Raw genomic sequence first — 26,184 nt, forward strand, 5'->3', positions numbered from 1 at the left:
CAAGTTTCCAGATAGCTTTTGCAGACGCTACTGTTGATATTTTTTTCCGGCCTGCGAATCACTGGAAAATCCCACAGAACCTGTGGGAGCGAGCTTGCTCGCGATGACATTTTCACAGCCGGCATCGTAGTTGCCTGAAATGGCGCCATCGCGAGCAAGCTCGCTCCCACAGGTTTTGTATTTTTACCCGGTAATGTGAGCTGTCAGGCGACCACGGCCTCGGCAGGCGACACGATGTTGGTCTTCATCCCGCGCGAACGACCTGAGCTCAGGTAAGCCGCAATCGACTCCTGAGTGACTTCGCCAAGGAACACCCGCTCGGCATCCATCACCGGCAACCACGCTCGATTGAACTCGTACATGCGCGACAGCAGGATACGCAAGTGTTCGTCGTAGGCCGCCGTGGCGTTGAACTCCCGTTGGTACTGCGCGCAGGTGCCGGTCTGACGGTGCAGGTCGCGACGTCGTACATAACCCAGGGCTTTGTTCTCGGCACAAGTGACCACCACGTAGCGTCGGTCATGCTCGTCCATCAACTCCAGCGCTTCGGCCACCGGCGTTTCCGGGCTGACGGAAGGTGCGTTGTCCGCCGCGTCTTCGGCTTTCACCAGCAGCAGGCGTTTCAGCGTGCTGTCCTGACCGACGAAGTTACTGACAAACTCATCCGCCGGGTGTGCGAGCAAGGTGTCCGGGTGATCGATCTGCAACAGTTTGCCAGCGCGGAAGATCGCGATCTTGTCGCCGAGCTTGATCGCTTCATCGATGTCGTGGCTGACCATGATTACGGTCTTGTTCAGCGCCCGCTGCATTTCGAAGAACTCGTTCTGGATCATCTCGCGGTTGATCGGGTCGACCGCCCCGAACGGCTCGTCCATCAATAGCAGTGGTGCGTCGGCGGCCAGTGCGCGAATCACGCCGATCCGCTGTTGCTGCCCACCGGACAATTCCCGTGGATAACGATGCAGGTATTGCTTGGGTTCGAGCTTGATCATGCTCATCAACTCGCGGGCGCGGTCCTGGCATTTCTGCTTGTCCCAGCCGAGCAGTTTCGGTACCACGACGATGTTCTCCTCGATGGTCATGTTCGGGAACAAACCAATCTGCTGGATCACGTAGCCGATGTTGCGACGCAGGGTCACTTCGTCGAGGCCGGTGGTGTCTTCGCCGTTGATCAGGATTTTGCCCGAGGTCGGTTTGATCAGGCGGTTGATCATTTTCAGCGTGGTGCTTTTGCCGCAACCCGATGGCCCGAGGAACACGCAGATTTCGCCTTCATTGACGGTCAGGCTCACCGAGTCCACGGCTTTCACATCTTTGCCGTTGCTTTGGAAGGTCTTGCTGAGGTTTTGAAGTTCGATCATTTGAGGAGTCCTTTTGGAGTCAGCGAGCGTTGCAGCACTTGCAGGATCAGATCGGCGATGATCGCCAGCACACTGACCAGTACGGCGCCGACGATCAGCATCGACATGTCGCTGCGGCTGATGGAAGCGAGGATGAGTACGCCCAGGCCGCCGGCGCCGATGGTGGCGGCGATGGTCATGACGCCGATGTTCATCACCACGGCGGTACGCACACCGGCGAGGATCACCGGCACGGCGATGGGCAACTCGACCATGCGCAGGCGCTGGCCGAAGGTCATGCCGATGCCGCGGGCGGCTTCGCGGATGCCCGGCTCGACGTTGGTCAGGGCCAGGTAGGTGTTACGCATGATCGGTAGCAGCGAGTACAGGAACACCGCGGTAATCGCCGGCATCGGCCCCAGGCCCTGACCGAACTTTGAGTAGAACGGCAGCAGCAGGCCGAACAGGGCAATCGACGGTACGGTCAGCAGCACCGTGGCGCTGGCCTGCAAAGGCCCGGCGAGGCTCGGGAAGCGTGTCATCAGGATGCCCAATGGCACGCCGACCAGAATCGCCAGGGACACGGCGATGCCGACCAGGGTGATGTGTTGCCACGTCAGGTGTAAGACCAATGGCCAGTCGAGATGGGAAAAGGCGTTCAGGAATTCCATGACTTTTCCTCTTTAATTGATCGGGTGCTGGCGCAGGAAATCGGCGGCAACGGCTGAAGGACTTTGGTGCTCGACGTCGACCCGGGCGTTGAGTGCGCGCATGGTGTTGTCGTCGAACAGTTCCGCCAGCGGCTTGAGCTGTGCGGCCAACCGCGGATGCACATCGAGGTAGGCCTGACGCACCACCGGTGCGGCGGTGTAGTCGGGAAAGTAATGCTTGTCGTCTTCCAGCAGCTTCAGTTTGAAGGCGTTGAGGCGACCGTCGGTGGTGTAGACCAGACCGGCAAACACCTGATCGTTGCGCAAGGCGGTGTAGACGAGGCCGGCGTCCATCTGCCGGACGTTCTTGCGGGTCAGGTTCATGTCGTAGAGCTGGACCATGCCATCAAGACCGTCCGAACGGTTGGCGAACTCGGTATCCAGCGCCACCAGGTTGTTGGTCTCGGCTTCCTTGCGCAGCACCCTGTTCAGCTCGCTGATGGTGTTGATGTGCGGGTATCGGTCGGCGACGTTCTCCGGCAGGGCGAGGGCGTAGGTGTTGCTGAATTTCGACGGGGTGAGCCAGACCAGGCCTTTTTTCGCGTCGAGTTCTTTTACTCGTGCGTAGGACTGTTCGCTGTCGAGTTTTTCGGTGACATGGTTGTAGGCCACCAGCGAAACGCCGGTGTATTCCCAGAGCATGTCCAGTTGGCCACTTTCGTGGGCGCTACGGGCCAGATTGCTGCCCAGACCACCGGTCACTTGCACCTCGTAACCCTTGGTGCGCAGGTACTGCGAAGTGATTTCCGCCAGCAGGGTCTGTTCGGTGAACACCCGGGCGCCGATGCGGATCAAGGGTTTGTCAGCGGCTTGGGCAAATCCTGCGAACAGCAGGACGCAGCCTAGTAAAAAGCTTGAAGTTTTCATGACGATTCCTTTGCCGAGGCTTAAGACGGGCGCAAGCCGCGTTCGAGCCAGAGGTGGCTGGCGAGTGTCACCAGGCCGTCGAGCAACAAGGCCAGCAGGGCGGTGCAGGCCGCGCCGAGCAGCAATTGCGGCTGATTGTTCAGGGCAATGCCGGGGAAGATCAGGCTGCCGAGACTGTTGGCGCCGATCAGGAACGCCAGCGGCGCCGTCCCGACATTGATCGCCAATGCCACGCGCACTCCACCGATGATGATCGGCACCGCGTTGGGCAATTCGACTTTCCACAGCACCTGGCGCGGGGTCATGCCGATGCCGACGGCGGCTTCCTTGAGCGAACCCTGAACGTTTTTCAGGCCTTCATAAGTGTTGCGCACGATGGGCAGCAAGGAGGCGAGGAACAGGGCGAAGATGGCAGGGCCGCTGCCGATGCCGAGGATGCCAAGGGCGATGGCCAGGACGGCCAGGGGCGGAACGGTGTTGCCGATGTTGAAGATCTGCATGAAGCGTTCGGCGCGGCCGGCCATGGACGGGCGGCTGAGGAGGATACCGGCAGGAATGCCCACGACAAGGGCGGCCAGCATGGAAGCGAGGACGAGAACCAGATGAGCTTGCAGGTAAAACAACAAATCGTCGCGGTAGTGTTCGATCGTGTTGATGCCGATCCATTGAATCAGCAGGGCCAGAAGGGCGATTACCAGCGCGCCTCCTATCAGCCCTTTGCCATAGTGGATAGCCACAGGCGGACTCCTTTTTTCAGTCGGCGAACACTTTTTCGTGTGGCAACGCCTTGCTTGGCTGCCGAAAAAATGTCGCGATAAGCAGCTCGGGCAGGCCGGCAAACCAGCGTGCAATCGAGCCATGAGCACAGCCTCGTCAGGCCGAATTGCAGGTGTTTCAGGCCCCCGACGAGTGGTCGTAACGGGGGAGTGGACGTCTCCGTGCTTTAAAAGGTTCCCCAATCCAACATTATTTGGCCACCTGTCGTCGCACCTCGATTCACGTAGCAGCTGCCGAGCCTGCGAGGCTGCGTCCGGCGGCGCAGCCGTCGTAAAACCGGAACTTGCGGTGTATCAGGCAAACCTTGTTTGCCGACTCTACGACGGCTGCGCCGCCGGACGCAGCCTCGCGGGCTCGGCAGCTGCTACGGGCGAACGGTGGTTCGGAGGTCGCGATTTGGGCTATACTCGCCGCCCTTTTTTGAATCACCTGCCAGGCGATTTCCCATGACCAAACAGGCCGCCGAAGTCGCGAAACGCCGCACTTTCGCCATTATTTCCCACCCCGATGCCGGTAAGACCACCATCACCGAGAAGCTCCTGCTGATGGGCAAGGCGATTGCGGTAGCCGGTACGGTGAAATCTCGTAAATCCGATCGCCATGCCACCTCCGACTGGATGGAAATGGAAAAGCAGCGTGGTATCTCCATTACCACGTCGGTCATGCAGTTCCCGTATCGCGAACACATGATCAACCTGCTCGACACCCCGGGCCACGAAGACTTCTCCGAAGATACCTACCGCACCCTGACGGCGGTGGACTCGGCGTTGATGGTTCTCGACGGCGGTAAAGGTGTTGAGCCACGGACCATCGCCCTGATGGACGTCTGCCGTCTGCGTGACACGCCGATCGTCAGCTTCATCAACAAACTCGACCGTGACATCCGCGACCCGATCGAACTGCTCGACGAAATCGAGGCCGTCCTCAAGATCAAGGCGGCGCCGATCACCTGGCCGATTGGTTGCTACCGCGACTTCAAAGGCGTGTATCACCTCGCCGATGACTACATCATCGTGTACACCGCCGGTCACGGCCACGAACGCACCGAAACCAAGATCATCGAAAAGCTCGACTCCGATGAAGCCCGCGCCCACCTGGGTGACGAGTACGAGCGTTTCATCGAACAGCTGGAACTGGTGCAGGGCGCCTGCCATGAGTTCAACCAGCAGGAGTTCCTCGACGGCCAACTGACCCCGGTGTTCTTCGGTACTGCACTGGGCAACTTCGGTGTCGACCACGTCCTCGACGCCGTCGTCGATTGGGCTCCGCGCCCACTGGCGCGTGTGGCCAACGAGCGCACCGTGGAGCCGGTGGAAGAGAAGTTCTCGGGCTTCATCTTCAAGATCCAGGCGAACATGGACCCGAAACACCGCGACCGTATCGCCTTCATGCGTATCTGCTCCGGCAAGTACGAAAAAGGCATGAAGATGCGCCACGTGCGCACCGGCAAGGACGTGCGGATTGGCGACGCGCTGACCTTCTTCTCCTCCGAGCGTGAGCAACTGGAAGAGGCGTTTGCCGGCGACATCATCGGCCTGCACAACCACGGCACCATCCAGATCGGCGACACCTTCACCGAGGGCGAAGTCCTGGGCTTCACCGGCATCCCGCACTTCGCCCCGGAACTGTTCCGTCGCGTACGCCTGAAGGATCCCCTGAAATCCAAGCAACTGCGACAGGGCCTGCAACAGCTGGCCGAAGAAGGCGCGACCCAGGTGTTCTTCCCGGAACGCAGCAACGACATCATCCTCGGCGCCGTCGGTGTGCTGCAGTTCGATGTGGTCGCCAGCCGCCTGAAAGAGGAATACAAGGTCGAGTGCTCCTACGAGCCGATCACTGTTTACTCGGCTCGCTGGATCGAATGCAGCGATAAGAAGAAGCTTGAGGAATTCTCCAACAAGGCTGTGGAAAACCTGGCACTGGACGGCGGTGGTCACCTGACCTACCTCGCGCCTACGCGGGTCAACCTGGCGTTGATGGAAGAGCGCTGGCCGGACGTGAAATTCCGTGCGACCCGTGAGCATCACTAAGCGCTGACACCGAAACACCCAAAACCCCGTTGCGAAAGCTGCGGGGTTTTTTATTGCCTGGCGCAATTCCATGTAGGAGCGAGCCTGCTCGCGATGATTCCAGCCGCGCTGTGTTTATCCAGACAGAGCGCGTCATCGTTAGCATCCATCGCGAGCAGGCTCGCTCCTACAGGGTGCTGCGGTGTTAGTGGAATTGTGAATAACCCCTATTCCAAACCAGTCTCCCAACCCTCTGCATTTTCCCCTGTTCGATAGCGTCCAATCTGGAGAACCCGGCTGATCGGAACTAGATTTGACTCAGCGCCAGACAGGCACTCAACGAAAGGAAGGAATCGGCTATGAACAGGTTGTTTCGCGTTTTACTGCTGTTGAAGGTGATGGTGATGCTCTCGCTCGGCACTTCGATGGCGTGGGCCGAGTGTATCGATCATGGGGAGCAGGCTTCGAGCGGGCAGGCGGGTTATGCGGGGTTGATGATCGCCAAGTCCGAATCGGAACCGGGAGATCTGGGGCAGGGTGGTGCTGACAACGACGATGACTCGACCACCGACGAGCCGGACTCCGATGAAGAAGAGGGCGACAGCCAGACGTAGCCGCTCAACGGCGGGCAAAAGAAAACCCCTTCTACCCGAGTGATGCGCATTCGAGGCGGAAGGGGTCGGGTTAACGCTTGACTACTTGAGCTACTCAATTCCTGTGGGAGCGGGCTTGCTCCCACAGTTTTTAAGCCGCGCCGTCGAGGAATTGCTCGGCGTAGTGGCAAGCCACCTGGCGGTTGTCGAGCAGGCGCAGGGCCGGTTCTTCAGTGCTGCAACGCGCGGTGGCGTACGGGCAGCGCTTGTGGAAGGCGCAGCCGGACGGCGGGTTCAGCGGGTTGGGCAATTCGCCGACGATCTTGATTTTCGGCTTGTCCGGATCCGGGTGGATGGCCGGCGTTGCTGACAACAGCGCCTGGGTGTAGGGGTGCAGGGGACGGGAGTAAATGTCCTCTTTCGTGCCCATTTCCACCGGGCGACCGAGATACATCACCATCACATGGTCGGCAACGTGGCGTACCACTGCCAGGTTGTGGGAGATGAACACGTAGGCGGTGTTGAACTCTTGCTGCAAATCCATGAACAGGTTGAGCACCTGCGCCTGAATCGACACGTCCAGCGCCGAGGTCGGTTCGTCCGCCACCAGCACTTTCGGTTGCAGCATCATCGCCCGGGCCAGGGCGATCCGCTGGCGCTGACCGCCGGAGAACATGTGCGGATAACGCTGATAGTGCTCGGGACGCAAGCCCACCTGCTTCATCATCGCCTGGACTTTTTCGCGGCGCTCCGCAGCGCTCAGGTTGGTGTTGATCAGCAACGGCTCGGCCAACTGATCACCGACTTTCTGCCGTGGGTTCAACGAGGCGTACGGGCTCTGGAACACCATCTGCACGTCTTTGCGCAGTTGCTTGCGCTGGGCCTTGTCGGCGCCGGCGACTTCCTGCCCGGCAATTTTCAAGGAGCCGGAGGACGGCTCTTCGATCAGGGTCAGGGCACGGGCCAGGGTGGATTTGCCGCAACCCGACTCGCCGACGACAGCGAGGGTCTTGCCGGCTTCCAGTTCGAACGACACGCCGTTGAGGGCGCGCACGGTGGCGTGACCCTTGAACAAGCCTCGGGACACCTCGTAGTGACGGGTCAGGTCGCGGGCAGTAAGAACGACGGCCATTACGCCACCTCCTGGTTCAACGGGTAGAAGCAGCGAGCGAGGCTGTTGCTTTTCTGGTCAAGGGCCGGACGTTGTTGCCGGCAGTTGTCTTTCACGTACGGGCAGCGCGGCGACAGCAGGCAACCCTGCGGACGGTCGTAGCGACCGGGAACGATGCCCGGCAGGGTCGACAGGCGCGCGGCGCCCAGGCTGTGCTCCGGAATCGCCTTGAGCAGCGCTTCGCTGTACGGGTGCGCCGGGATGTCGAACAGTTGCGGCACCTGACCGACTTCGACCGCTTGGCCGGCGTACATCACGCAAACGCGCTGGGCGGTTTCGGCCACGACGGCGAGGTCGTGGGTGATCAGCACCAGGCCCATGTTCTGCTCTTTCTGCAACGCCAGCAGCAGGTCCATGATCTGCGCCTGGATGGTTACGTCCAGCGCCGTGGTCGGTTCGTCGGCGATCAGCAGTTTCGGTTCGCCGGCAATCGCCATGGCAATCGCGACACGCTGGCTCATGCCACCGGACAGTTGATGCGGGTAGGCGTCCATACGGCTGGCGGCACCCGGGATCTCGACTTTTTCCAGCAGTTCGATGGCGCGCTTGCGGGCAGCCTTGCCGGACATTTTCAGGTGCAGGCGCAGCACTTCTTCGATCTGGAAACCGACGGTGTAGCTCGGGTTCAGCGCGGTCATCGGATCCTGGAAGACCATGGACAGGTCTTTACCGACGATCTGCCGACGCTGGCGATTGTTGAGCTTGAGCATGTTCTTGCCGTCGAAATTCAGGGCGTCAGCGGTGACGATCCCCGGATGCTCGATCAGGCCCATCAGCGCCATCATGGTCACGGATTTACCGGAACCGGACTCGCCAACGATGGCCAGCACTTCGCCCTTGTCCACTTGCAGGTCGAGACCATCGACAACTGGCGTGGCGTTCTTGTCGCCGAAGCGAACGTTGAGATTCTTGATTTCTAGCAGTGACATGGGAATCTCCTCAGGCGGCGTTCTTGAGTTTCGGGTCCAGCGCATCGCGCAGGCCGTCGCCCATCAGGTTGATTGCCAGCACGCTGAGCAAAATGGTCAAACCAGGCAGGCTCACCACCCACCAGGCGCGTTCGATGTAGTCGCGGGCCGAAGCCAGCATGGTGCCCCACTCAGGGGTTGGCGGTTGTACGCCAAGGCCGAGGAAGCCCAGTGCGGCGGCATCGAGGATTGCCGAGGAGAAGCTCAGGGTGGCCTGAACGATCAACGGCGCCATGCAGTTTGGCAGCACGGTGACGAACATCAGGCGTGGCAGGCCGGCACCGGCCAGGCGTGCGGCGGTCACGTAGTCGCGGTTCAGCTCGCCCATCACCGCCGCGCGGGTCAGACGAACATAGGACGGCAGGGACACCACGGCGATGGCGATCACGGTGTTGATCAGACCAGGGCCGAGGATGGCGACGATCGCCACGGCCAGCAGCAGGGACGGCAGGGCCAGCATGATGTCCATCAAGCGCATGATGGTCGGACCGAGCACGCGCGGGAAGAACCCGGCGAACAGGCCCAGCAGGATGCCCGGAATCAGCGACATCACCACCGACGACAGGCCGATCATCAGCGACAGGCGCGAGCCAGTGATCAGGCGCGACAGCAGGTCGCGACCCAGTTCATCAGTGCCGAGCAGGAACTGCAGTTGCCCACCTTCCAGCCAGGCTGGCGGGGTCAGCAGGAAATCGCGGTACTGCTCGCTCGGATCGTGAGGGGCAACCCACGGGGCGAAGATGGCGCAGAAAATCACCAGCAGCATGAACATCAGGCCGGCGACGGCACCTTTGTTCTTGGAGAACGCTTGCCAGAATTCTTTGTACGGAGACGGGTACAGCAGGCTTTGATCGACTGCTACCGGTGGAATTGGAGTGGTCATGGTCATGATCTCAGCGCTGATGACGGATGCGTGGGTTGGCAAAGCCGTAGAGGATGTCCACTACGAAGTTGACCACAATCACCAGGCAGGCGATTAACAGGATGCCGTTTTGCACGACGGGATAGTCCCGGGCGCCAATGGCTTCGATCAGCCATTTGCCGATGCCGGGCCACGAGAAGATGGTTTCGGTCAGGACCGCACCGGCCAGCAGGGTGCCGACTTGCAGGCCGACCACGGTCAGTACCGGAATCAGCGCATTACGCAGGCCGTGTACGAACACCACGCGCGCCGGCGAAAGGCCTTTGGCCTTGGCGGTGCGGATGTAGTCTTCACGCAGCACTTCGAGCATCGACGAACGGGTCATCCGGGCGATCACTGCCAGCGGAATGGTGCCGAGCACAATGGCCGGCAGGATCAGGTGGTGCAGGGCGTCGAAGAAGGCGTCCGGCTCGTCGGCCAGCAGGGTATCGATCAGCATGAAGCCGGTGCGTGGCTCGATGTCGTAGAGCAGGTCGATCCGCCCGGACACCGGGGTCCAGCCCAGACTTACCGAGAAGAACATGATCAGGATCAGGCCCCACCAGAAGATCGGCATCGAGTATCCCGCCAGGGAGACACCCATCACCCCGTGGTCGAACAGGGACCCTCGCTTGAGTGCCGCGATCACCCCGGCCAGAAGGCCCAGGATGCCGGCGAACAACAGGGCGGCCATGGACAGTTCCAGGGTCGCGGGGAACAGGGAGGTGAATTCGCTCCACACGCTTTCACGGGTACGCAGGGATTCCCCGAGATCGCCGTGGGCCAGCTTGCCGATGTAATCCAGGTACTGGGCATACAGGGGTTTGTTCAGACCTAGGCGTTCCATTGCCTGAGCGTGCATTTCGGGATCGACCCTACGTTCTCCCATCATGACTTCCACGGGGTCGCCCGGGATCATGCGAATCAGCGCGAAAGTCAGCAAGGTGATGCCGAAGAACGTGGGGATCAGTAACCCCAGTCGGCGGGCAATAAAACTAAACATCGTGTGTTGTACCTCATCAGCCGGTTAGGCGTGCCCGGCATGCCTGGGTCAGGAATGCCGGGAGTTTTCTTATTACTTCACCTGGGTGGTGGCGAAGTTATTCGTGGTGAGGGGGCTAATGTGATAACCCTCTACGTTGTTGCGCATTGCGGTAAACATTCTAGTGTGTGCCATGCTGATCCACGGCTGGTCCTGGTTAAAAATAACCTGGGCCTGTTCGTAGAGCGCTGCGCGTTCGGCCGGATCGGTTTTTTCCCGAGCCTGGTCGAGCAGCGCCTGGAACTTGTCATTGCACCAACGTGCGTAGTTTTCTCCGTTCTTGGCCGCTTCACAACTGAGCATAGGCGTCAGGAAGTTATCCGGGTCGCCGTTATCGCCCGCCCATCCGGCGGAAACCATGTCGTGCTCGCCGTTTTTGGCGCGCTTGAGCATTTCGCCCCATTCCATCACGCGGATGTCGATCTTGATCCCGACCTTGGCCAGGTCGGCTTGCATCATCTGCGCGCCGAGCATCGGGTTCGGGTTGGTCGGACCGCCACCGTTGCGGGTGAACAGGGTGAAGGTGGTGCCTTCCGGTACGCCGGCCTCCTTGAGCAGGGCGCGAGCCTTGTCCAGATCACGGGCCGGGTTTTTCAGGCTGTGGTTGTAACCCAGCAGGGTGTCCGGGTACGGGTTGACCGCTGCCGTTGCATTGCCTTTGCCGAACAGGGCGTTGACGTAGGCTTCCTTGTCGAAGGCGATGTCGATGGCTTTGCGCACCCGCACATCACTCATGTATTTGTGCGTGGTGTTCATGGCGATGTAGGAAACGGTCATCGCGTTCAGCTCATCGACTTTCAGCTTGTCGTCTTTCTTGATGCTCGGGATATCGTCCGGCTTCGGATACAGCGCGACCTGGCACTCGTTGGCCTTGAGTTTTTGCAGGCGCACGTTGTTGTCGGTGGCGATGGCCAGGATCAGCGCATCAGCCGGAGGCTTGCCACGGAAGTAGTCCGGGTTGGCCTTGAAGCGGACCTGAGCGTCCTTGTTGTAGCGCTGGAAGACGAATGGGCCGGTGCCGACCGGCTTGTTGTTCAGGTCGCCGGTCTTGTTCGCCTTGAGCAACTGGTCGGCGTATTCGGCGGAGTAGATCGAAGAGAAGGCCATGGCGATGTCGGCCAGGAACGGCGCTTCGCGACGGGTCAGGGTGAACTTGACCGTGTTGTCGTCGACTTTCTCGACGCTTTTCAGCAGTTCCTTGAAGCCCATGCTTTCAAAGTACGGGAAGCCCACGCTCGACAGCTTGTGCCATGGATGATTCGGGTCCAGCTGGCGCTGGAAGCTCCAGACCACGTCGTCGGCATTCATGTCGCGGGTCGGCTTGAAGTATTCGGTGGTGTGGAACTTGACGCCTTTACGCAGATGGAACGTGTAGGTCAGGCCGTCTTCGCTGATGTCCCAGGAGTCGGCCAGTGCCGGAATCACGTCGGTGGTGCCGGGCTTGAAGTCCGCCAGGCGATTGAAGATGGTTTCGGCCACGGCATCGGCGGTGACTGCAGTCGTGTACTGGACCATGTCGAAGCCTTCGGGGCTGGCTTCCGTGCAAACCACCAGGGGTTTGGCCGAAACACCGACAGCGACACTGAGCAACGCGGCCGCGATGGCCGCACGTAGGGGAAGCATTTTCATCAAGAACCCTCTGCAATCAGTTAAAGGACAAAAGCCGAACGGTCGATTCGTCATCGAATCAGCCGTTCGGCACGGGCATTACAGGATGTTGAACGGAACCGTGGTCACCAGACGGAACTCGTTGATGCTGCCGTCAGCCTGGTTTTCGCTGGCACGGTGAGCGGTGTAGGTGCCGCGGATCGTGGTGGCCTTGAGCGGGCCGCTCTGCACGGCGTAGGTCGCGCCGATGCCGTATTCGTAATGGTGTTCGCCATCTTGCGACTGGATACCGTCGTAGCCTTTGCCAGCCACACCCTGGTTGCCGGTGTAGTGAGTACCGTCGATGCCCCAGCCGCGAGCCTGGTAGATGTTGAACTTCAGGCCCGGCACGCCGTATTCGGCCATGTTCAGACCGTAGGCAACCTGGAACGATTTTTCGTTCGGGCCGTTGAAGTCCGACAGCAGGGAGTTGGCCAGGTAGATGCCGTTGGTTTCGTGCAGGTAGTCGAAGTATTCGTTACCGTTCACTTCCTGGTACGAGAGGGTCAGGGTATGGGCCTGGTGGGTCAGGCCGAACGACAGCGAGTAGGTGTCGTTGTCGATATCGCCGATCAGGGCTTTACCGGTTTCCTTGGTTTTGTAGTAGTTCAGGCCGGTGGTCAGGCTCAGTACCTGGCTGTCGCCCAGTACGTGAGAGGCGCCGAAGTAGTACTGGTTCCAGATGTCTTCAGCCTGGGTCGCCCAGAGGCTGGTGGTCAGGCTGGCAAATGGGGTGTAGGTGATCCCGCCGGTGTGAACGTGGTCGGTTTCGACGATGCCGTTGGCGTATTCGGTGCGGAATTTGCGCTGGCTTTCTTCGGTACGCGGTGAGTTGCGGTCGAAGGTGGCCAGGTCGAAGGCCAGGTTGTTCAGCTCTTCGCTGTGGATAGCCACACCTTCGAAGCTCGAAGGCAGTGCACGGTTACCGATCACGTCGACCATCGGGCTGCTGAAGTTCATGCGGCCGGCGGTCAGGGTGCTGTTGGAAACACGGGCCTTGACGTTGGCCAGGCCCAGTTTGCTCCACTGGCCTTGAGCGTCGCCGCCCTCTTTGGTCAGGGTACGGTTGTTGCCCGCGCCTGGACGACTGCCTGGTGCGCCGCCGTTGTTGGATGCCAGGTCTTTGCGGTCCCGGTCCAGGGCGATGGCGTTGTAGGCGGCGACTTCAGTGCTGAAGCCAACAGTACCTTCGGTGAAGCCCGAGTTGTACTTGAGGATGGTGCCCTGGACCCAGTTGATCCGGCGATCGGTCGGGGTCGAAACGCCGTCCTTCTTGTAGGCGAACTTGGCGCCGCGTTGCAGTTGTTCGTTGGCATACCAGTTACGCGTGGTGCCGGTGATCGACTGGCCTTCGACAAAGCCGGTGGCTTCGCTTTGGGCGTTTTTCTCGTTCACGGTAACCGGGGTGAAAGCCTGGCTTTGGGTTTCTGCGTAAGCCGTGGCGGTTACGCTGCTTATGGCCAAGGCCAATAACGCGGTGCTGCTCAGTTTCATGGGTAAAGCTCCTTACTTTCTTTTTTTATGCCGGTCTTTTTTTGTGATCCGGCTATTGGTTTAGAACTCATTCACGGCATCGCAAACGTTTGCTGTCGGCCAAATTGGCGAAAGACGGCAAAGCGTCTGCGTGAGGGCGGAAAATCCGCCCCCCGGCATTTCTGGCTAATCGGTTATTTTTCTATGCTGACACCCGAGAAAACATTGCGACCGAACGGGCTCACTTTGAACCCTTCGATTTTGGCGCTCAGCGGCTGGTTGACCGTTGAGTGGGCGACCGGCGTGATCGGCACCTGCTGCTTGAGGTACTGCTGTGCCTGTTTGTAGAGCAGGGTGCGCTGGTCGCGGTCGGTGACGACCTTGGCCTGCTTGATCAGCTTGTCGTAAGCCGGATCACACCACATCGAGTAGTTGTTGCCACCAATGGCGTCGCAACTGTAGAGCGTGCCCAGCCAGTTGTCCGGATCACCGTTGTCACCGGTCCAGCCGATCAGGCTGATGTCGTGCTCGCCATTCTTGGTGCGCTTGATGTACTCGCCCCACTCATAGCTGACGATCTTGACCTTGAGGCCGATCTTCGCCCAGTCAGCCTGGAGCATCTCGGCCATCAACTTGGCATTGGGGTTGTACGGACGCTGGACCGGCATGGCCCAGAGGGTGATTTCGGTGCCTTCCTTGACGCCGGCAGCCTTGAGCAGCTCCTTGGCTTTTTCCGGGTTGTAGGCGGTGTCCTTGATCGTGTTGTCGTAGGACCATTGAGTCGGCGGCATGGCGTTGACCGCCAGTTGCCCCGCGCCCTGGTAGACGGCATTGAGAATGCCTTGCTTGTTCACCGCCATGTCCAGCGCCTGGCGCACTTCGAGCTGGTCGAACGGTTTGTGGCGCACGTTGTAGGCGATGTAGCCGAGGTTGAATCCAGGCTTCTCGATCAGTTGCAGGGCGGGGTCGTTCTTCAGTGCGGTCACATCGGCCGGGCGCGGGTGCAGGGTGATCTGGCACTCACCGGCCTTGAGTTTCTGCACGCGCACCGAGGCGTCGGTGTTGATGGCGAAAATCAGGTTGTCGAGCTTGACCCGGCTCGGGTCCCAGTAATGCTGGTTGCCGGTGTAGCGGATGTTCGAGTCTTTCTGGTAGCTCTTGAATACGAACGGCCCTGTGCCGATCGGCTTCTGGTTGATGTCGCTAGGCTTGCCTTCAGCCAGCAGCTTGTCGGCGTATTCGGCCGACAGGATGGCGGCGAAGCTCATGGCGATGTTCTGGATGAACGCGGCGTCCACGCTATTGAGCGTAAAGACCACGGTCAGCGGCCCGGTCTTTTCGACCTTGGCGATGTTCTTGTTCAGGCTCATGCCGTTGAAGTACGGAAACTCTGTCGGATAAGCCTTACGGAAGGGTTGTTGCGGATCGAGCATGCGATTGAACGTGAACAGCACGTCATCGGCGTTGAAGTCTCGGGTCGGCGTGAAGTATTTGGTGGTATGAAACTTCACCCCTTCGCGCAGGTGAAACGTGTATTTGAGGCCGTCCTCGGAGATGTCCCAGCTCGTGGCCAGGCCCGGTACGACGTTGGTCGCGCCTTTTTCAAACTCTGCCAACCGGTTGTACAGCGGTTCGGCGGCGTCGTTGTCGGTCGCAGTGGTGTACTGCGCCGTGTCGAAACCGGCGGGGCTGCCCTCGGAGCAGAACACCAGGCTGTTGTTGGCGGCCTGGGTGATGGTAGTGGCGGCCAACAGGCCGGTGCCCAGCAATGCGGATAAAACCAAGGTATGGCGCATAACGCTCCCTCTTCTCTCAAAGTGTTGTCAATGAGCCGCCGTCCCGTCCGCGGACGTAGAGGCATCACTGATTTCAAGCCACGCACGCAGCAGTAACCGATGACCCACGCATGCACTGGTCGGATCCCGACGGTATGAGCCACGGGTCCGGCAGTAAATGAGTAGAGTCCTAAAGACTCGTAGGAAATGGCAACGCGTCCTCGCCCGATGCTGTAGTCAGCTGCGGATTAGGATGTAGGCGAATTCCTGCTTTCTCGGTAGATAAAGCAACGGCGACGTCAGGAACGTCGCCGTTGCTAAACCTTATTTGCTGACGCTGACGCCGTAGAAGGAGTTCAAGCCAAATGGGCTGATCTTGAAGTCCTGCACGTTGGCGCGCATGGGTTGGAACACCGTCGAGTGAGCGATAGGTGTCATAGGCACAGCATCCTTGAGGACGTGTTGCGCCTGTTTGTACAGCTCGGTGCGTTTGCCTTGGTCCGAAGTGCGCTTGGCTTGCTTGACGATGTCGTCAAACTTCTTGTCGCACCATTTGGAGAAGTTGTTGCCTTCCAGCGAGTCGCAGCCGAACAGCACGTTCAGCCAGTTGTCCGGATCACCATTGTCACCGCTCCAGCCAATCAGCATCGCCTGGTTTTCGCCACCTTTGGAGCGCTTGATGTACTCGCCCCACTCGTAGCTCTGGATCTTGACCTTGAGGCCGATCTTGGACCAGTCGGACTGCAGCATTTCTGCCATCAGCTTGGCGTTCGGGTTGTATGGACGCTGTACCGGCATCGCCCAGAGAACGATTTCGGTGCCATCTTTGACGCCAGCTTCCTTGAGCAGCTCTTTGGCTTTCTCAGGGTTGTACGGCGCATCCTTGATGGTGGTGTCGTAGGACCACTGGGTCGGAGGCATGGCGTTGACGGCCAGTTGGCCAGCACCCTGGTACACGGAGTCGATGATCTGTTGCTTGTTGACCGCCATGTCCATTGCCTGGCGTACCTTCAGGTCAGCCAACGGGTTCGCATCGGTTTGTCCCTTGACCTTGGGCATCACGTTGTAGGCGATGTAACCGAGGTTGAAACCAGCCTGGTCAGGCAGCTTCAGGGTTTTGTCTTCGCGCAGAGCCTTCAGGTCGGCCGGACGAGGGAACAGGGTGACCTGGCACTCGTTCTTCTTCAGCTTCTGGATACGTACCGACGGGTCGGTGGTGATGGCGAAGATCAGGTTGTCGATCTTCACGTCGTCAGGCTTCCAGTAGTCCTTGTTCCCGGTGTAGCGGATGTTGGAGTCTTTCTGGTAGCTCTTGAACACGAACGGGCCAGTACCGACCGGCTTCTGGTTGATGTCGGCGGCCTTGCCTTCCTTGAGCAGCTGGGCAGCGTACTCGGCGGACTGGATCGAGGCGAAGCTCATGGCCATGTTCTGGATGAACGCGGCATCAACGTCCTTTAGGGTGAACTTGACAGTCTTGTCGTCGACTTTATCGATCTTGGTGATGTTGGTGTCCATCCCCATGTCGGTGAAGTACGGGAATTCGGTCGGGTACGCTTTGCGGAACGGGTCATCCTTGTTAATCATGCGATTAAAGGTGAACAGCACGTCGTCGGCGTTGAACTCACGAGTCGGCTTGAAGTACGGGGTAGTGTGGAACTTCACACCTTCACGCAGATGGAAGGTGTAGGTCAGGCCGTCATCGGAGACGTCCCAGCTGGTCGCCAGACCTGGAATGACAGCGGTGCCGCCGCGCTCGAACTGGGTGAGGCGGTTGAACATGGTTTCTGCAGAGGCGTCGAAGTCGGTTCCGGTGGTGTATTGACCTGGATCGAAACCGGCCGGGCTCCCTTCGGAGCAGAACACCAGGTTAGTCGCAGCTTGAGCGAACGGTGCACTAGCCAACAGGCTGGCGCCGACTAAAAACGGAATGACCGCGTGTTTAAGCATGGTGGCCTCATGATTTGTTGTCATTTTTGGAATTAGAGGACGACCTCGTGAGTCGTGCCTGCGGATACTTATGCAGGGGCCATACCCAATGCAAGATCCAGAGTGACTACAAGCCTTAAACGGTGGCACGAACGTACCTTAATGTCGCATTTGTATAATTGCTGACGCATTTGACCGTTTGCGCGGCATTTTTACGGTGCGAGTGACGCACTTTTACAGTGCGCGCCTGGTTCGGGTTGCTCCCCCGTGGGGCGGCGGTGTTACTTATTCATACCCCGGATTGTGGGGTGGGCATGGCGTGAATAAGAGTGGTTATTGTTGCACCGATAGTGGCCAATCGACGGCATTTCTCGGGTGGACCTATCCAGTTATAGCTCATGCCTGAAAACTGCCAAAAAAAACGGCGATCATTTTTATGATCGCCGTTCTTGTTTACGGGCTATCGATTCAAGGCATCAGCACTTCGATCGAACCATCGGCGGTCATGCTGACCTGGCTGGTGCCGGCCTCGACATCCGGCGTCACCGGTGCGCTGTCCATGGCGGCGGCTTTCATCATCATTGGTGCGCGCAGGTAAGGCTGTGGATAACCGTTGCTGTTGAGGTTCAGGTTGACGATTTTGTAGCTTTTGCCGCCGAGGGCGTCGGTGGCCAGTTGGGCGCGGGCCTTGAAGGCGGTCACGGCATCCTTGAGCAGGGCGTCTTCGCTGGCCTTGCGGGTCGGGGTGGCGATGGCGAAGTCCATGCCGCCCATTTTCAGGTCGGTGAGCAGTTCGCCGGTCAGTTTCGACAGTGCGGCGAAGTCCGAGCTTTCCAGGCGCAATTCGGCGCGCTCGCGCCAGCCGGTGATTTTCTGGCCCTTGGTGTCGTAGATCGGGTAGCTGTTACGGCTGCCCTGACGCAGGGTGATGTCCTTGACTTGCTTGGCCCTGGCCAGCGCCTTGTTCATGGTGGAGCTGACGTCGGCGGCGAGTTTGGCCGGGTCGGTGTTCTGTTCTTCGGTGTAGAGGGTCACGATCATCAGGTCGCGGGCCACTTCCTGACTGACTTCGGCGCGCAGGGAAATCTGGTTGTAATGAAGCTCGTCGGCGGCCAGGGTCGGGAGGCTGGCGACGATGCCAACACTCAGGGCGAGGAGGGCGGCGCTGCGGCGGAATGTGTGCATGAAGGCTCCTTGAAAGGTGCGCAGGGGTATGGTCCGGACCTGCGTGAAACCATCAGACTCTAGCTTTTATGCTCCGGTTCGCACAGTTACAACTTCTATACAGATGCACGCGATTCCCCGTAGCAGCTGCCGAAGGCGGCGTTCGGCTGCGAAGCAGTCGTAAACCTGCGTGCATGATGTCTTTGTATGAACGCGGAGCCTGATTGACGACTGCTTCGCAGCCGAACGCAGGCTTCGCCAGCTGCTACAAGGGATGTGTGCCGGCCAATAGGCTGTGGCCGTTTGCCGCACTTTTGCCTGTCAGCCCCCGCGCTTGGTTATACTCCCTGCGATCCGCCTGGAGCGCTCATCAGGAGAGCTCATGCTCGCCCCCGTTCAAATCACTTCCGCGACTCGCCAGAACCTCTGGCGGCTGACGTTCATCCGCACGTTGGTGCTGGCCGCCCAGGCCGGTTCCGTTGGCCTGGCCTACTGGCTCGAATTGCTGCCGCTGCCCTGGTTTCAGCTGGCAGCGACACTCGCATGCTCAATGCTGCTGTGCGTGTTCACGGCGATTCGCCTGCGCACCTCGTGGCCGGTGACCGAGCTCGAATACGCCGTGCAACTGGCCTGCGACCTGTTTATCCACAGCGCCCTGCTGTATTTCTCCGGTGGCTCGACCAACCCCTTCGTCTCCTATTACCTGGTGCCTCTGACGATTGCCGCCGTGACGTTGCCATGGCGTTATTCGGTGATCCTGTCGGGTATCGCGCTGACGATGTACACGCTGTTGCTGGCACAGTTCTACCCGTTGCAAACCTTTCCGATCGCTCGGGAAAACCTGCAGGTGTACGGAATGTGGTTGAGCTTTGCCCTCGCGGCTGCGGTGATTACGTTCTTCGCCGCGCGCATGGCCGAAGAGCTGCGTCGCCAGGAAGAGTTGCGCGCCATTCGTCGCGAAGAAGGCCTGCGCGATCAGCAACTGCTGGCCGTCGCCACCCAGGCCGCCGGTGCGGCCCATGAACTGGGCACGCCGCTGGCGACCATGAGTGTGCTGCTCAAGGAAATGCGTCAGGACCACCATGACCCGATGTTGCAGGACGACCTGAGCGTGCTGCAGGATCAGGTCAAGCTGTGCAAGCAAACCTTGCAGCAACTGGTGCGCGCCGCCGAGGCCAATCGCCGGTTGGCGGTGGAAATGCAGGACGTCACCGATTGGCTCGATGAAGCCCTCAATCGCTGGCACCTGATGCGCCCGGAAGCCAGCTATCGCTTCCAGCGCCTTGGCCAGGGCCCGGTTCCCCGCATGGCACCGCCACCGGACCTGACCCAGGCTTTGCTGAATCTGTTGAACAACGCTGCCGATGCCTGCCCCGAAGGGCTGCAAGTGACGCTGGACTGGGATTGGGAAAACCTCACCATCAGCATTCGCGACCATGGTGCCGGTGTGCCGCTGGCCATCGCCGAGCAAATCGGCAAACCGTTTTTTACCACCAAGGGCAAAGGCTTCGGCCTGGGCCTGTTTTTGAGCAAGGCCAGCGTGACACGCGCCGGCGGCTCAGTGAAACTCTACAGTCATGAGGAAGGTGGCACGCTCACCGAGCTGCGCCTGCCCCGTGTCGCCCGAGGAGACGAACATGAGTGAAGAGATCCAAGTCGAAGGCGAAGAACTGCCGCATTTGTTGCTGGTCGATGACGACGCCACATTCACCCGCGTCATGGCCCGCGCCATGGCCCGTCGCGGTTTTCGCGTCAGTACTGCCGGTTCCGCCGAAGAAGGCCTGGAGCTGGCCAAGGCCGATCTGCCGGATTATGCCGCCCTGGACCTGAAGATGGACGGCGATTCCGGCCTGGTGCTGCTGCCCAAGCTGCTGGAAATGGACCCGGAAATGCGCGTGGTGATCCTCACCGGTTACTCGAGCATCGCCACCGCCGTCGAGGCGATCAAGCGCGGTGCCTGCAACTACCTGTGCAAGCCGGCGGATGCCGACGACGTGCTGGCGGCGCTGCTGTCCGAGCACGCCGACCTCGACAGCCTGGTGCCGGAAAACCCGATGTCCGTGGACCGCCTGCAGTGGGAGCACATCCAGCGCGTGCTGACCGAACACGAAGGCAACATCTCCGCCACGGCCCGTGCCCTGGGCATGCACCGCCGCACCCTGCAGCGCAAACTGCAGAAGCGTCCCGTTCGCCGCTGAACCTGCGCTGAACGAATGCGGGCCGTATCTCGCGACAAACCGGACCGATCATCTATGATCGGTTCGTGTGCGTACTTTTCTCTATCGAGCCTTTTCCATGAATCAGAACGCTGAGTATTGCGCGGTCAACGACGCCGTGCGCGGGCAGTTTTTTCGCAAAGTGTGGGCAATGATCACGCCCTACTGGCGCAGTGAAGAGAAGGTCAAGGCCTGGACGCTACTGATTGCGGTGATTGCACTGTCGCTGATCAGCGTGGGGATCTCGGTGTGGTTCAACACCTGGTACAAAGACTTCTACAACGCCCTGCAAAAGAAGGACGAGGCCGCGTTCTGGCAATTGATCCTGTACTTCTGCGCGATTGCGGCGGTGGCGATCATCGGCGCGGTGTACCGGCTGTACCTGACGCAGATGCTGACGATCCGCTGGCGGGCATGGCTCACCGAAAAGCACTTTGCACGCTGGCTCGCCGACAAGAATTACTACCAGCTGGAGCAGGGCGGTTACACCGATAACCCGGACCAGCGGATTTCCGAAGACCTCAACAACTTCACCTCCAATACCCTTGAACTGGGTATCGGGTTGCTGCGCAATATCGTCAGCCTGGTGTCATTCTCGATCATTTTGTGGGGCGTGTCGGGCAGTATCGAAGTCTTCGGCATCACCATTCCCGGCTACATGTTCTGGTGCGTGCTGGTTTACGCGGTGGTCGGCAGCTGGTTGACGCATTTGATCGGTCGTCGCCTGATCGGCCTGAACAACCAGCAACAACGCTTCGAAGCCGACCTGCGTTTCTCGATGGTGCGAATTCGCGAGAATGCCGAAAGCATCGCGTTGTACAACGGCGAGCCGAACGAGAATCGTCGGTTGAGCGGCCGCTTCGGGATGGTCTGGCACAACTTCTGGGACATCATGAAAGTGTCCAAGCGCCTGACGTTCTTCACCGCCGGTTACAGCCAGGCCGCCATCATCTTCCCGTTCATGGTTGCCGCCCCGCGTTACCTTTCCGGCAAGATCGAACTGGGCGAACTGATGCAGATCAGCTCGGCGTTCGGCAATGTGCAGGAAAGCTTCAGCTGGTTTATCAGTGCGTACCAGAGCCTCGCTTCCTGGCGCGCCACCTGCGATCGTCTGTTGAGCTTCCACCAGGCCATGCGTGACAACGAAGAGCGTGCGCCGGCCATCGACGTACAGAATTCGGGCTCGGCGCTGAAAGTGCACAACCTCGGCCTCGACCTGGCTGAAGGTCGTCACCTGCTGACCAACGCCGACATGACCGTGGAGGAGGGCGAGCGTGTGATGCTCAGCGGTCGTTCCGGCAGCGGCAAGTCGACCCTGCTGCGGGCGATGGGGCATCTGTGGCCGGCCGGCCACGGCAGTATTCGCCTGCCATCGGCGCGCTACCTGTTCCTGCCGCAAAAACCCTATTTGCCGATTGGCACCCTGCGTGATGTCCTCAGTTATCCACAGCCCGGCGATACCTATCCGAACGAGCGCTATGCGCAGGTGCTGGAAACCTGCCGCTTGCCGCACCTGATTGCCCGTCTCGACGAGGCCAACCACTGGCAGCGCATGTTGTCTCCGGGGGAGCAGCAGCGGCTGGCCTTCGCCCGTGCGCTGCTTTATGCACCGCAATGGCTATACATGGACGAAGCCACCTCGGCGATGGACGAAGAAGACGAGGCCACGCTGTACCAGGCGCTGATCGATGAGTTGCCGGGGCTGAGCATTGTCAGCGTCGGCCATCGCAGCAGCCTGAAGCGCTTCCACCCGCGGCACATTCGTATCGAGAATGGCCATCTGGTGGACCAGGCCGTGACTGCATAAACACCCCGGTTCCTTGTAGGAGCGAGCTTGCTCGCGATGGACTTGAACGCGCCGTGTTTATTCAGAAAACACGCGTTATCGTTAGCCTCCATCGCGAGCAAGCTCGCTCCTACATGGGGTGGTGGTGATCGTACAACCGCGTTGCGCTATGATGCGCTTTCAGCCGCCGAATTTTTCGAGACAGATGTTCACCATGGAAAACCCGATCGACGCACCTCGCCTCCCTCGCAAGCGCCGCAGCCTCGCTCAGGAACTGGTGACGGTGCTGTCCGAGCAGATCCGCGACGGTCACCTCAAGCGTGGCGACAAGTTGCCCACCGAGTCGGCCATCATGGACGCCCATGGTGTCAGCCGCACGGTTGTGCGCGAGGCGATTTCCCGATTGCAGGCGGCAGGGCAGGTGGAAACCCGCCACGGCATCGGCACTTTCGTGCTCGACACGCCGAGCCCAAGCGGTTTCCGCATCGACCCGGCGACCGTGGTGACCTTGCGGGATGTGCTGGCGATCCTGGAGCTGCGCATCAGCCTGGAAGTGGAGTCTGCCGGGCTGGCGGCGCAACGTCGCAGCCCGGAACAGTTGGCCAATATGCGCGCCGCCCTCGATGCGTTGAATGAAAGTGCCGCTCACGCCAGTGACGCGGTGGCTTCGGACTTCGCCTTCCACCTCGAAATCGCGCTGTCCACCGGCAACCGTTACTTCACCGACATCATGACTCACCTGGGCACCAGCATCATTCCGCGCACACGGCTGAACTCCGCGCGCCTGGCCCATGACGACCAGCAACACTACATGAGTCGCCTGAGCCGTGAGCACGAAGAAATCTACGACGCCATTGCCCGCCAGGATTCCGATGCGGCGCGGGCCGCCATGCGTTTGCACCTGACCAACAGCCGTGAGCGGTTGCGTCATGCCCATGAAGAGGCTGAGGCGCAGCGGGGCTGAGTGTTCTGATCCAAGGCGGTATTGGCTGACAGATTGCCTTCGCGAGCAAGCCCGCTCCCACATTTGAATTTCTGCGAACTCACAATTTGTGAGCGACACAGATCAAGTGTGGGAGCGGGCTTGCTCGCGAAGGGGCCGTAAGCCATCCCACAAAACCTTCAGTCATCCTCTCTTTTACTTATCCCTCGCCACAATCTTCCGACAACGTATCTCCTGAGCACCTGTTTTTCGAGGTGTGATCATCCCTGTTCTCTTGCGCAGAAACCCTCTAAAACAGGGATTCTGCGCATTCTTGTCGAACAATTTTCACCCCCAGCGATGAAATGCAGTTGACGGTTGTATTTTAAGTTGTACGATGACCTACAACTTCGGCGCAGGCTGAACGGTTTTCTCACACAACGTCGCTATCCAGGGTGTTCGAATAATGAATCCACAAGAACTGAAGTCCATCCTCTCTGCCGGTCTGCTGTCTTTCCCGGTCACCGATTTCAATGCTCAGGGCGACTTCAATCGCGCGGGTTACATCAAGCGTCTCGAATGGCTGGCCCCATACGGCGCCTCGGCGTTGTTCGCTGCGGGCGGCACCGGTGAGTTCTTCTCTCTGGCGGCCAGCGAATATTCGGAAATCATCAAGACTGCAGTCGACACTTGCGCCACCAGCGTGCCAATCCTGGCCGGCGTGGGCGGTTCGACCCGCCAGGCCATCGAATACGCACAGGAAGCCGAGCGTCTGGGCGCCAAAGGCTTGTTGCTGCTGCCGCACTATCTGACCGAAGCCAGCCAGGACGGCGTTGCCGCCCACGTTGAAGCCGTGTGCAAATCGGTCAACATCGGCGTGGTGGTCTACAACCGTAACGTCTGCCGCCTGACCGCGCCGCTGCTGGAACGCCTGGCCGAGCGCTGCCCGAACCTGATCGGTTACAAGGATGGTCTGGGCGATATCGAGTTGATGGTGTCGATCCGTCGCCGCCTCGGCGATCGCTTCAGCTACCTGGGCGGTTTGCCAACCGCCGAAGTCTACGCCGCGGCCTACAAGGCGCTGGGCGTGCCGGTCTACTCCTCGGCGGTGTTCAACTTCATCCCGAAAACCGCGATGGATTTCTACCACGCCATTGCTCGCGAAGATCACGCCACCGTCGGCAAGATCATCGACGACTTCTTCCTGCCGTACCTGGACATCCGTAACCGCAAGGCCGGTTACGCCGTGAGCATCGTCAAGGCCGGGGCAAAAATTGCAGGCTATGACGCAGGTCCTGTGCGTGCGCCGCTGACCGATCTGACGGGCGAAGAGTATGAAATGCTCGCCGCGCTGATCGACAAGCAAGGTGCGCAATAACACTCGATAAAACCAAGGCCGCTGAGCAATCAGCGGCTTCTTGCGTGAGGAGATCTTCAAGTGGCTGATGCAAAGCGTTTCGATAACTACATCAACGGCGAATGGGTCAAGGGCAGTGATTACTGCGCCAACATCAACCCGTCCGAGTTGAGCGATACCATCGGCGAATACGCCAAGGCTGATCTGGCTCAGGTCCACGCCGCCATCGACGCCGCTCGCGCCGCGTTCCCGGCCTGGTCCACTTCCGGCATCCAGGCTCGCCACGATTCATTGGATAAAGTCGGCACTGAGATCCTCGCCCGCCGCGAAGAACTCGGCACCCTGCTGGCCCGGGAAGAGGGCAAGACCCTGCCCGAAGCCATTGGCGAAGTGACTCGCGCCGGTAACATCTTCAAGTTCTTCGCCGGTGAATGCCTGCGCCTGTCCGGTGACTACCTGCCGTCGGTGCGTCCGGGCGTCAACGTTGAAGTCACTCGCGAAGCCCTGGGCGTGGTTGGTCTGATCACCCCGTGGAACTTCCCGATTGCCATCCCTGCGTGGAAAATCGCCCCGGCCCTGGCCTACGGCAACTGCGTGGTGCTCAAACCCGCGGACCTGGTTCCGGGTTGCGCCTGGGCCCTGGCTGAAATCATCTCCCGTGCAGGCTTCCCGGCTGGTGTGTTCAACCTGGTGATGGGCAGCGGTCGCGTGGTTGGCGATGCACTGGTCCACAGCCCGAAAGTCGATGGCATCAGCTTCACCGGTTCCGTGGGTGTCGGTCGTCAGATCGCCGTCAGCTGCGTCTCGCGCCAAGCCAAGGTCCAGCTGGAAATGGGCGGCAAGAACCCGCAGATCATTCTCGACGACGCCGACCTCAAGCAAGCGGTCGAGCTGTCGGTACAGAGCGCGTTCTACTCCACCGGCCAGCGTTGCACCGCTTCCAGCCGCTTCATCGTCACTGCTGGCATCCACGAGCGGTTCGTCGAAGCCATGGCCGAGCGCATGAAGTCGATCAAGGTCGGTCACGCGTTGAAGGCTGGTACCGACATCGGTCCGGTGGTTTCCCAAGCGCAGCTTGAACAGGACATGAAGTACATCGACATCGGCCAGTCCGAAGGTGCACGTCTGGTCAGCGGCGGTGGTCTGGTGACCTGCGACACCGAGGGCTACTTCCTCGCGCCGACCCTGTTTGCCGACAGCGAAGCGTCGATGCGCATCAGCCGCGAAGAGATCTTCGGCCCGGTGGCCAACATCGTCCGTGTCGCCGATTACGACGCAGCCCTGGCCATGGCCAACGACACCGAGTTCGGGCTGTCGGCGGGCATTGCCACCACCTCGCTGAAGTACGCCAATCACTTCAAACGCCACTCCCAGGCCGGGATGGTGATGGTCAACCTGCCGACCGCCGGTGTGGATTACCACGTTCCGTTCGGTGGGCGTAAAGGTTCATCCTATGGATCACGTGAGCAAGGTCGCTATGCGCAAGAGTTCTACACAGTCGTGAAGACCTCTTACATCGGTTCGTAACACGCAACAC

General features: G+C 59.9%; 21 protein-coding genes. 8 read left to right on the top strand and 13 right to left on the bottom strand.

The window, feature by feature from the left end; translation table 11 throughout:
• Window positions 1-203 precede the first annotated feature (203 nt).
• Genes AC07W4_RS14935 through AC07W4_RS14950 form a run of 4 tightly spaced genes read right to left on the bottom strand, consistent with a single transcriptional unit; the run spans window position 204 to window position 3,654 of the window.
• Window positions 204-1,361 carry an osmoprotectant ABC transporter ATP-binding protein OsmV gene (locus AC07W4_RS14935; RefSeq protein ID WP_008047416.1) on the bottom strand — a complete coding sequence of 386 codons (1,158 nt, stop codon included), beginning with the start codon at window positions 1,359-1,361 and terminating at the stop codon, window positions 204-206.
• Complete coding sequence (locus AC07W4_RS14940; RefSeq protein WP_495032942.1) at window positions 1,358-2,011, bottom strand: ABC transporter permease; 654 nt, start codon at window positions 2,009-2,011, stop codon at window positions 1,358-1,360. Before AC07W4_RS14940 ends, AC07W4_RS14935 begins: the two co-directional genes overlap by 4 nt.
• Window positions 2,012-2,023: 12 nt before the next feature.
• On the bottom strand, window positions 2,024-2,917 hold the full coding sequence (locus AC07W4_RS14945) for a glycine betaine ABC transporter substrate-binding protein (protein ID WP_495032943.1): 894 nt from the start codon (window positions 2,915-2,917) through the stop codon (window positions 2,024-2,026).
• A gap of 20 nt (window positions 2,918-2,937) precedes the next feature.
• A complete protein-coding gene (locus tag AC07W4_RS14950; RefSeq protein ID WP_495032944.1) occupies window positions 2,938-3,654 on the bottom strand; it encodes an ABC transporter permease in 717 nt (238 codons plus the stop codon).
• Between the two features lie 486 nt (window positions 3,655-4,140).
• On the opposite strand from AC07W4_RS14950, the gene AC07W4_RS14955 reads away from it, so the two are divergent.
• On the top strand, window positions 4,141-5,724 hold the full coding sequence (locus AC07W4_RS14955; protein WP_033040112.1) for a peptide chain release factor 3: 1,584 nt from the start codon (window positions 4,141-4,143) through the stop codon (window positions 5,722-5,724).
• A gap of 338 nt (window positions 5,725-6,062) precedes the next feature.
• Entirely contained in the window at window positions 6,063-6,317 is a 255-nt protein-coding gene (locus AC07W4_RS14960) for a hypothetical protein (RefSeq protein ID WP_008051732.1), read from the top strand.
• A 130-nt stretch (window positions 6,318-6,447) separates the two neighbouring features.
• On the opposite strand, the gene AC07W4_RS14965 is transcribed toward AC07W4_RS14960, so the two are convergent.
• The 9 genes from AC07W4_RS14965 to AC07W4_RS15005 all read right to left on the bottom strand — a co-directional run bounded on the left by AC07W4_RS14965 (window position 6,448) and on the right by AC07W4_RS15005 (window position 18,387).
• The gene (locus AC07W4_RS14965; protein ID WP_495032945.1) at window positions 6,448-7,428 is read right to left on the bottom strand and encodes a peptide ABC transporter ATP-binding protein; all 981 of its coding nucleotides are present in this window, start codon (window positions 7,426-7,428) and stop codon (window positions 6,448-6,450) included.
• Window positions 7,428-8,396 (bottom strand): ABC transporter ATP-binding protein, encoded by a 969-nt coding sequence (locus AC07W4_RS14970; RefSeq protein ID WP_008051721.1) that lies wholly within the window; start codon window positions 8,394-8,396, stop codon window positions 7,428-7,430. Before AC07W4_RS14970 ends, AC07W4_RS14965 begins: the two co-directional genes overlap by 1 nt.
• A gap of 10 nt (window positions 8,397-8,406) precedes the next feature.
• A complete protein-coding gene (locus tag AC07W4_RS14975; protein ID WP_008051719.1) occupies window positions 8,407-9,318 on the bottom strand; it encodes an ABC transporter permease subunit in 912 nt (303 codons plus the stop codon).
• 10 nt (window positions 9,319-9,328) lie between these two features.
• The gene (locus tag AC07W4_RS14980; RefSeq protein WP_008051717.1) at window positions 9,329-10,339 is read right to left on the bottom strand and encodes an ABC transporter permease subunit; all 1,011 of its coding nucleotides are present in this window, start codon (window positions 10,337-10,339) and stop codon (window positions 9,329-9,331) included.
• Between the two features lie 72 nt (window positions 10,340-10,411).
• Window positions 10,412-12,007, bottom strand: coding sequence for an ABC transporter substrate-binding protein (locus tag AC07W4_RS14985; RefSeq protein WP_008051710.1), 1,596 nt, complete (start codon window positions 12,005-12,007; stop codon window positions 10,412-10,414).
• Window positions 12,008-12,085: 78 nt separating this feature from the next.
• Window positions 12,086-13,519 (bottom strand): OprD family porin, encoded by a 1,434-nt coding sequence (locus AC07W4_RS14990; protein WP_495032946.1) that lies wholly within the window; start codon window positions 13,517-13,519, stop codon window positions 12,086-12,088.
• 173 nt (window positions 13,520-13,692) lie between these two features.
• Window positions 13,693-15,294, bottom strand: coding sequence for an ABC transporter substrate-binding protein (locus tag AC07W4_RS14995; RefSeq protein ID WP_495032947.1), 1,602 nt, complete (start codon window positions 15,292-15,294; stop codon window positions 13,693-13,695).
• 303 nt (window positions 15,295-15,597) lie between these two features.
• Entirely contained in the window at window positions 15,598-17,223 is a 1,626-nt protein-coding gene (locus tag AC07W4_RS15000) for an ABC transporter substrate-binding protein (RefSeq protein ID WP_008051704.1), read from the bottom strand.
• A gap of 447 nt (window positions 17,224-17,670) precedes the next feature.
• On the bottom strand, window positions 17,671-18,387 hold the full coding sequence (locus AC07W4_RS15005; RefSeq protein ID WP_495032948.1) for an SIMPL domain-containing protein: 717 nt from the start codon (window positions 18,385-18,387) through the stop codon (window positions 17,671-17,673).
• 361 nt (window positions 18,388-18,748) lie between these two features.
• Between AC07W4_RS15005 and AC07W4_RS15010 the strand changes: the two genes are divergently transcribed.
• From AC07W4_RS15010 to AC07W4_RS15035, 6 genes are all read left to right on the top strand, one after another.
• Entirely contained in the window at window positions 18,749-20,011 is a 1,263-nt protein-coding gene (locus tag AC07W4_RS15010) for an ATP-binding protein (RefSeq protein WP_008051702.1), read from the top strand.
• The gene (locus AC07W4_RS15015) at window positions 20,004-20,564 is read left to right on the top strand and encodes a response regulator transcription factor (RefSeq protein WP_007973041.1); all 561 of its coding nucleotides are present in this window, start codon (window positions 20,004-20,006) and stop codon (window positions 20,562-20,564) included. The genes AC07W4_RS15010 and AC07W4_RS15015 overlap by 8 nt, the downstream gene beginning before the upstream one ends.
• A 97-nt stretch (window positions 20,565-20,661) precedes the next feature.
• Window positions 20,662-22,389, top strand: coding sequence for an ABC transporter ATP-binding protein/permease (locus tag AC07W4_RS15020; RefSeq protein WP_495032949.1), 1,728 nt, complete (start codon window positions 20,662-20,664; stop codon window positions 22,387-22,389).
• A 193-nt stretch (window positions 22,390-22,582) separates the two neighbouring features.
• Window positions 22,583-23,332, top strand: coding sequence for a FadR/GntR family transcriptional regulator (locus AC07W4_RS15025; protein WP_177318814.1), 750 nt, complete (start codon window positions 22,583-22,585; stop codon window positions 23,330-23,332).
• Between the two features lie 424 nt (window positions 23,333-23,756).
• The gene (gene kdgD, locus AC07W4_RS15030; RefSeq protein ID WP_007981458.1) at window positions 23,757-24,668 is read left to right on the top strand and encodes a 5-dehydro-4-deoxyglucarate dehydratase; all 912 of its coding nucleotides are present in this window, start codon (window positions 23,757-23,759) and stop codon (window positions 24,666-24,668) included.
• A gap of 60 nt (window positions 24,669-24,728) precedes the next feature.
• Entirely contained in the window at window positions 24,729-26,174 is a 1,446-nt protein-coding gene (locus AC07W4_RS15035) for an aldehyde dehydrogenase family protein (protein WP_495032950.1), read from the top strand.
• The last annotated feature ends 10 nt before the right edge of the window (window positions 26,175-26,184 follow it).

This window comes from Pseudomonas sp. GW821-FHT02A08, from assembly GCF_059422045.1.

Excerpts from the sequence above, each read along its gene's own strand:
- AC07W4_RS14935 (WP_008047416.1), bottom strand. The coding sequence starts at position 1,361 with ATGATCGAACTTCAAAACCTCAGCAAGACCTTCCAAAGCAACGGCAAA.
- AC07W4_RS14940 (WP_495032942.1), bottom strand. The coding sequence starts at position 2,011 with ATGGAATTCCTGAACGCCTTTTCCCATCTCGACTGGCCATTGGTCTTA.
- AC07W4_RS14945 (WP_495032943.1), bottom strand. The coding sequence starts at position 2,917 with ATGAAAACTTCAAGCTTTTTACTAGGCTGCGTCCTGCTGTTCGCAGGA.
- AC07W4_RS14955 (WP_033040112.1), top strand. The coding sequence starts at position 4,141 with ATGACCAAACAGGCCGCCGAAGTCGCGAAACGCCGCACTTTCGCCATT.
- AC07W4_RS14960 (WP_008051732.1), top strand. The coding sequence starts at position 6,063 with ATGAACAGGTTGTTTCGCGTTTTACTGCTGTTGAAGGTGATGGTGATG.
- AC07W4_RS14965 (WP_495032945.1), bottom strand. The coding sequence starts at position 7,428 with ATGGCCGTCGTTCTTACTGCCCGCGACCTGACCCGTCACTACGAGGTG.
- AC07W4_RS14970 (WP_008051721.1), bottom strand. The coding sequence starts at position 8,396 with ATGTCACTGCTAGAAATCAAGAATCTCAACGTTCGCTTCGGCGACAAG.
- AC07W4_RS14975 (WP_008051719.1), bottom strand. The coding sequence starts at position 9,318 with ATGACCACTCCAATTCCACCGGTAGCAGTCGATCAAAGCCTGCTGTAC.
- AC07W4_RS14980 (WP_008051717.1), bottom strand. The coding sequence starts at position 10,339 with ATGTTTAGTTTTATTGCCCGCCGACTGGGGTTACTGATCCCCACGTTC.
- AC07W4_RS14985 (WP_008051710.1), bottom strand. The coding sequence starts at position 12,007 with ATGAAAATGCTTCCCCTACGTGCGGCCATCGCGGCCGCGTTGCTCAGT.
- AC07W4_RS14990 (WP_495032946.1), bottom strand. The coding sequence starts at position 13,519 with ATGAAACTGAGCAGCACCGCGTTATTGGCCTTGGCCATAAGCAGCGTA.
- AC07W4_RS14995 (WP_495032947.1), bottom strand. The coding sequence starts at position 15,294 with ATGCGCCATACCTTGGTTTTATCCGCATTGCTGGGCACCGGCCTGTTG.
- AC07W4_RS15000 (WP_008051704.1), bottom strand. The coding sequence starts at position 17,223 with ATGCTTAAACACGCGGTCATTCCGTTTTTAGTCGGCGCCAGCCTGTTG.
- AC07W4_RS15005 (WP_495032948.1), bottom strand. The coding sequence starts at position 18,387 with ATGCACACATTCCGCCGCAGCGCCGCCCTCCTCGCCCTGAGTGTTGGC.
- AC07W4_RS15010 (WP_008051702.1), top strand. The coding sequence starts at position 18,749 with ATGCTCGCCCCCGTTCAAATCACTTCCGCGACTCGCCAGAACCTCTGG.
- AC07W4_RS15015 (WP_007973041.1), top strand. The coding sequence starts at position 20,004 with ATGAGTGAAGAGATCCAAGTCGAAGGCGAAGAACTGCCGCATTTGTTG.
- AC07W4_RS15020 (WP_495032949.1), top strand. The coding sequence starts at position 20,662 with ATGAATCAGAACGCTGAGTATTGCGCGGTCAACGACGCCGTGCGCGGG.
- AC07W4_RS15025 (WP_177318814.1), top strand. The coding sequence starts at position 22,583 with ATGGAAAACCCGATCGACGCACCTCGCCTCCCTCGCAAGCGCCGCAGC.
- kdgD (WP_007981458.1), top strand. The coding sequence starts at position 23,757 with ATGAATCCACAAGAACTGAAGTCCATCCTCTCTGCCGGTCTGCTGTCT.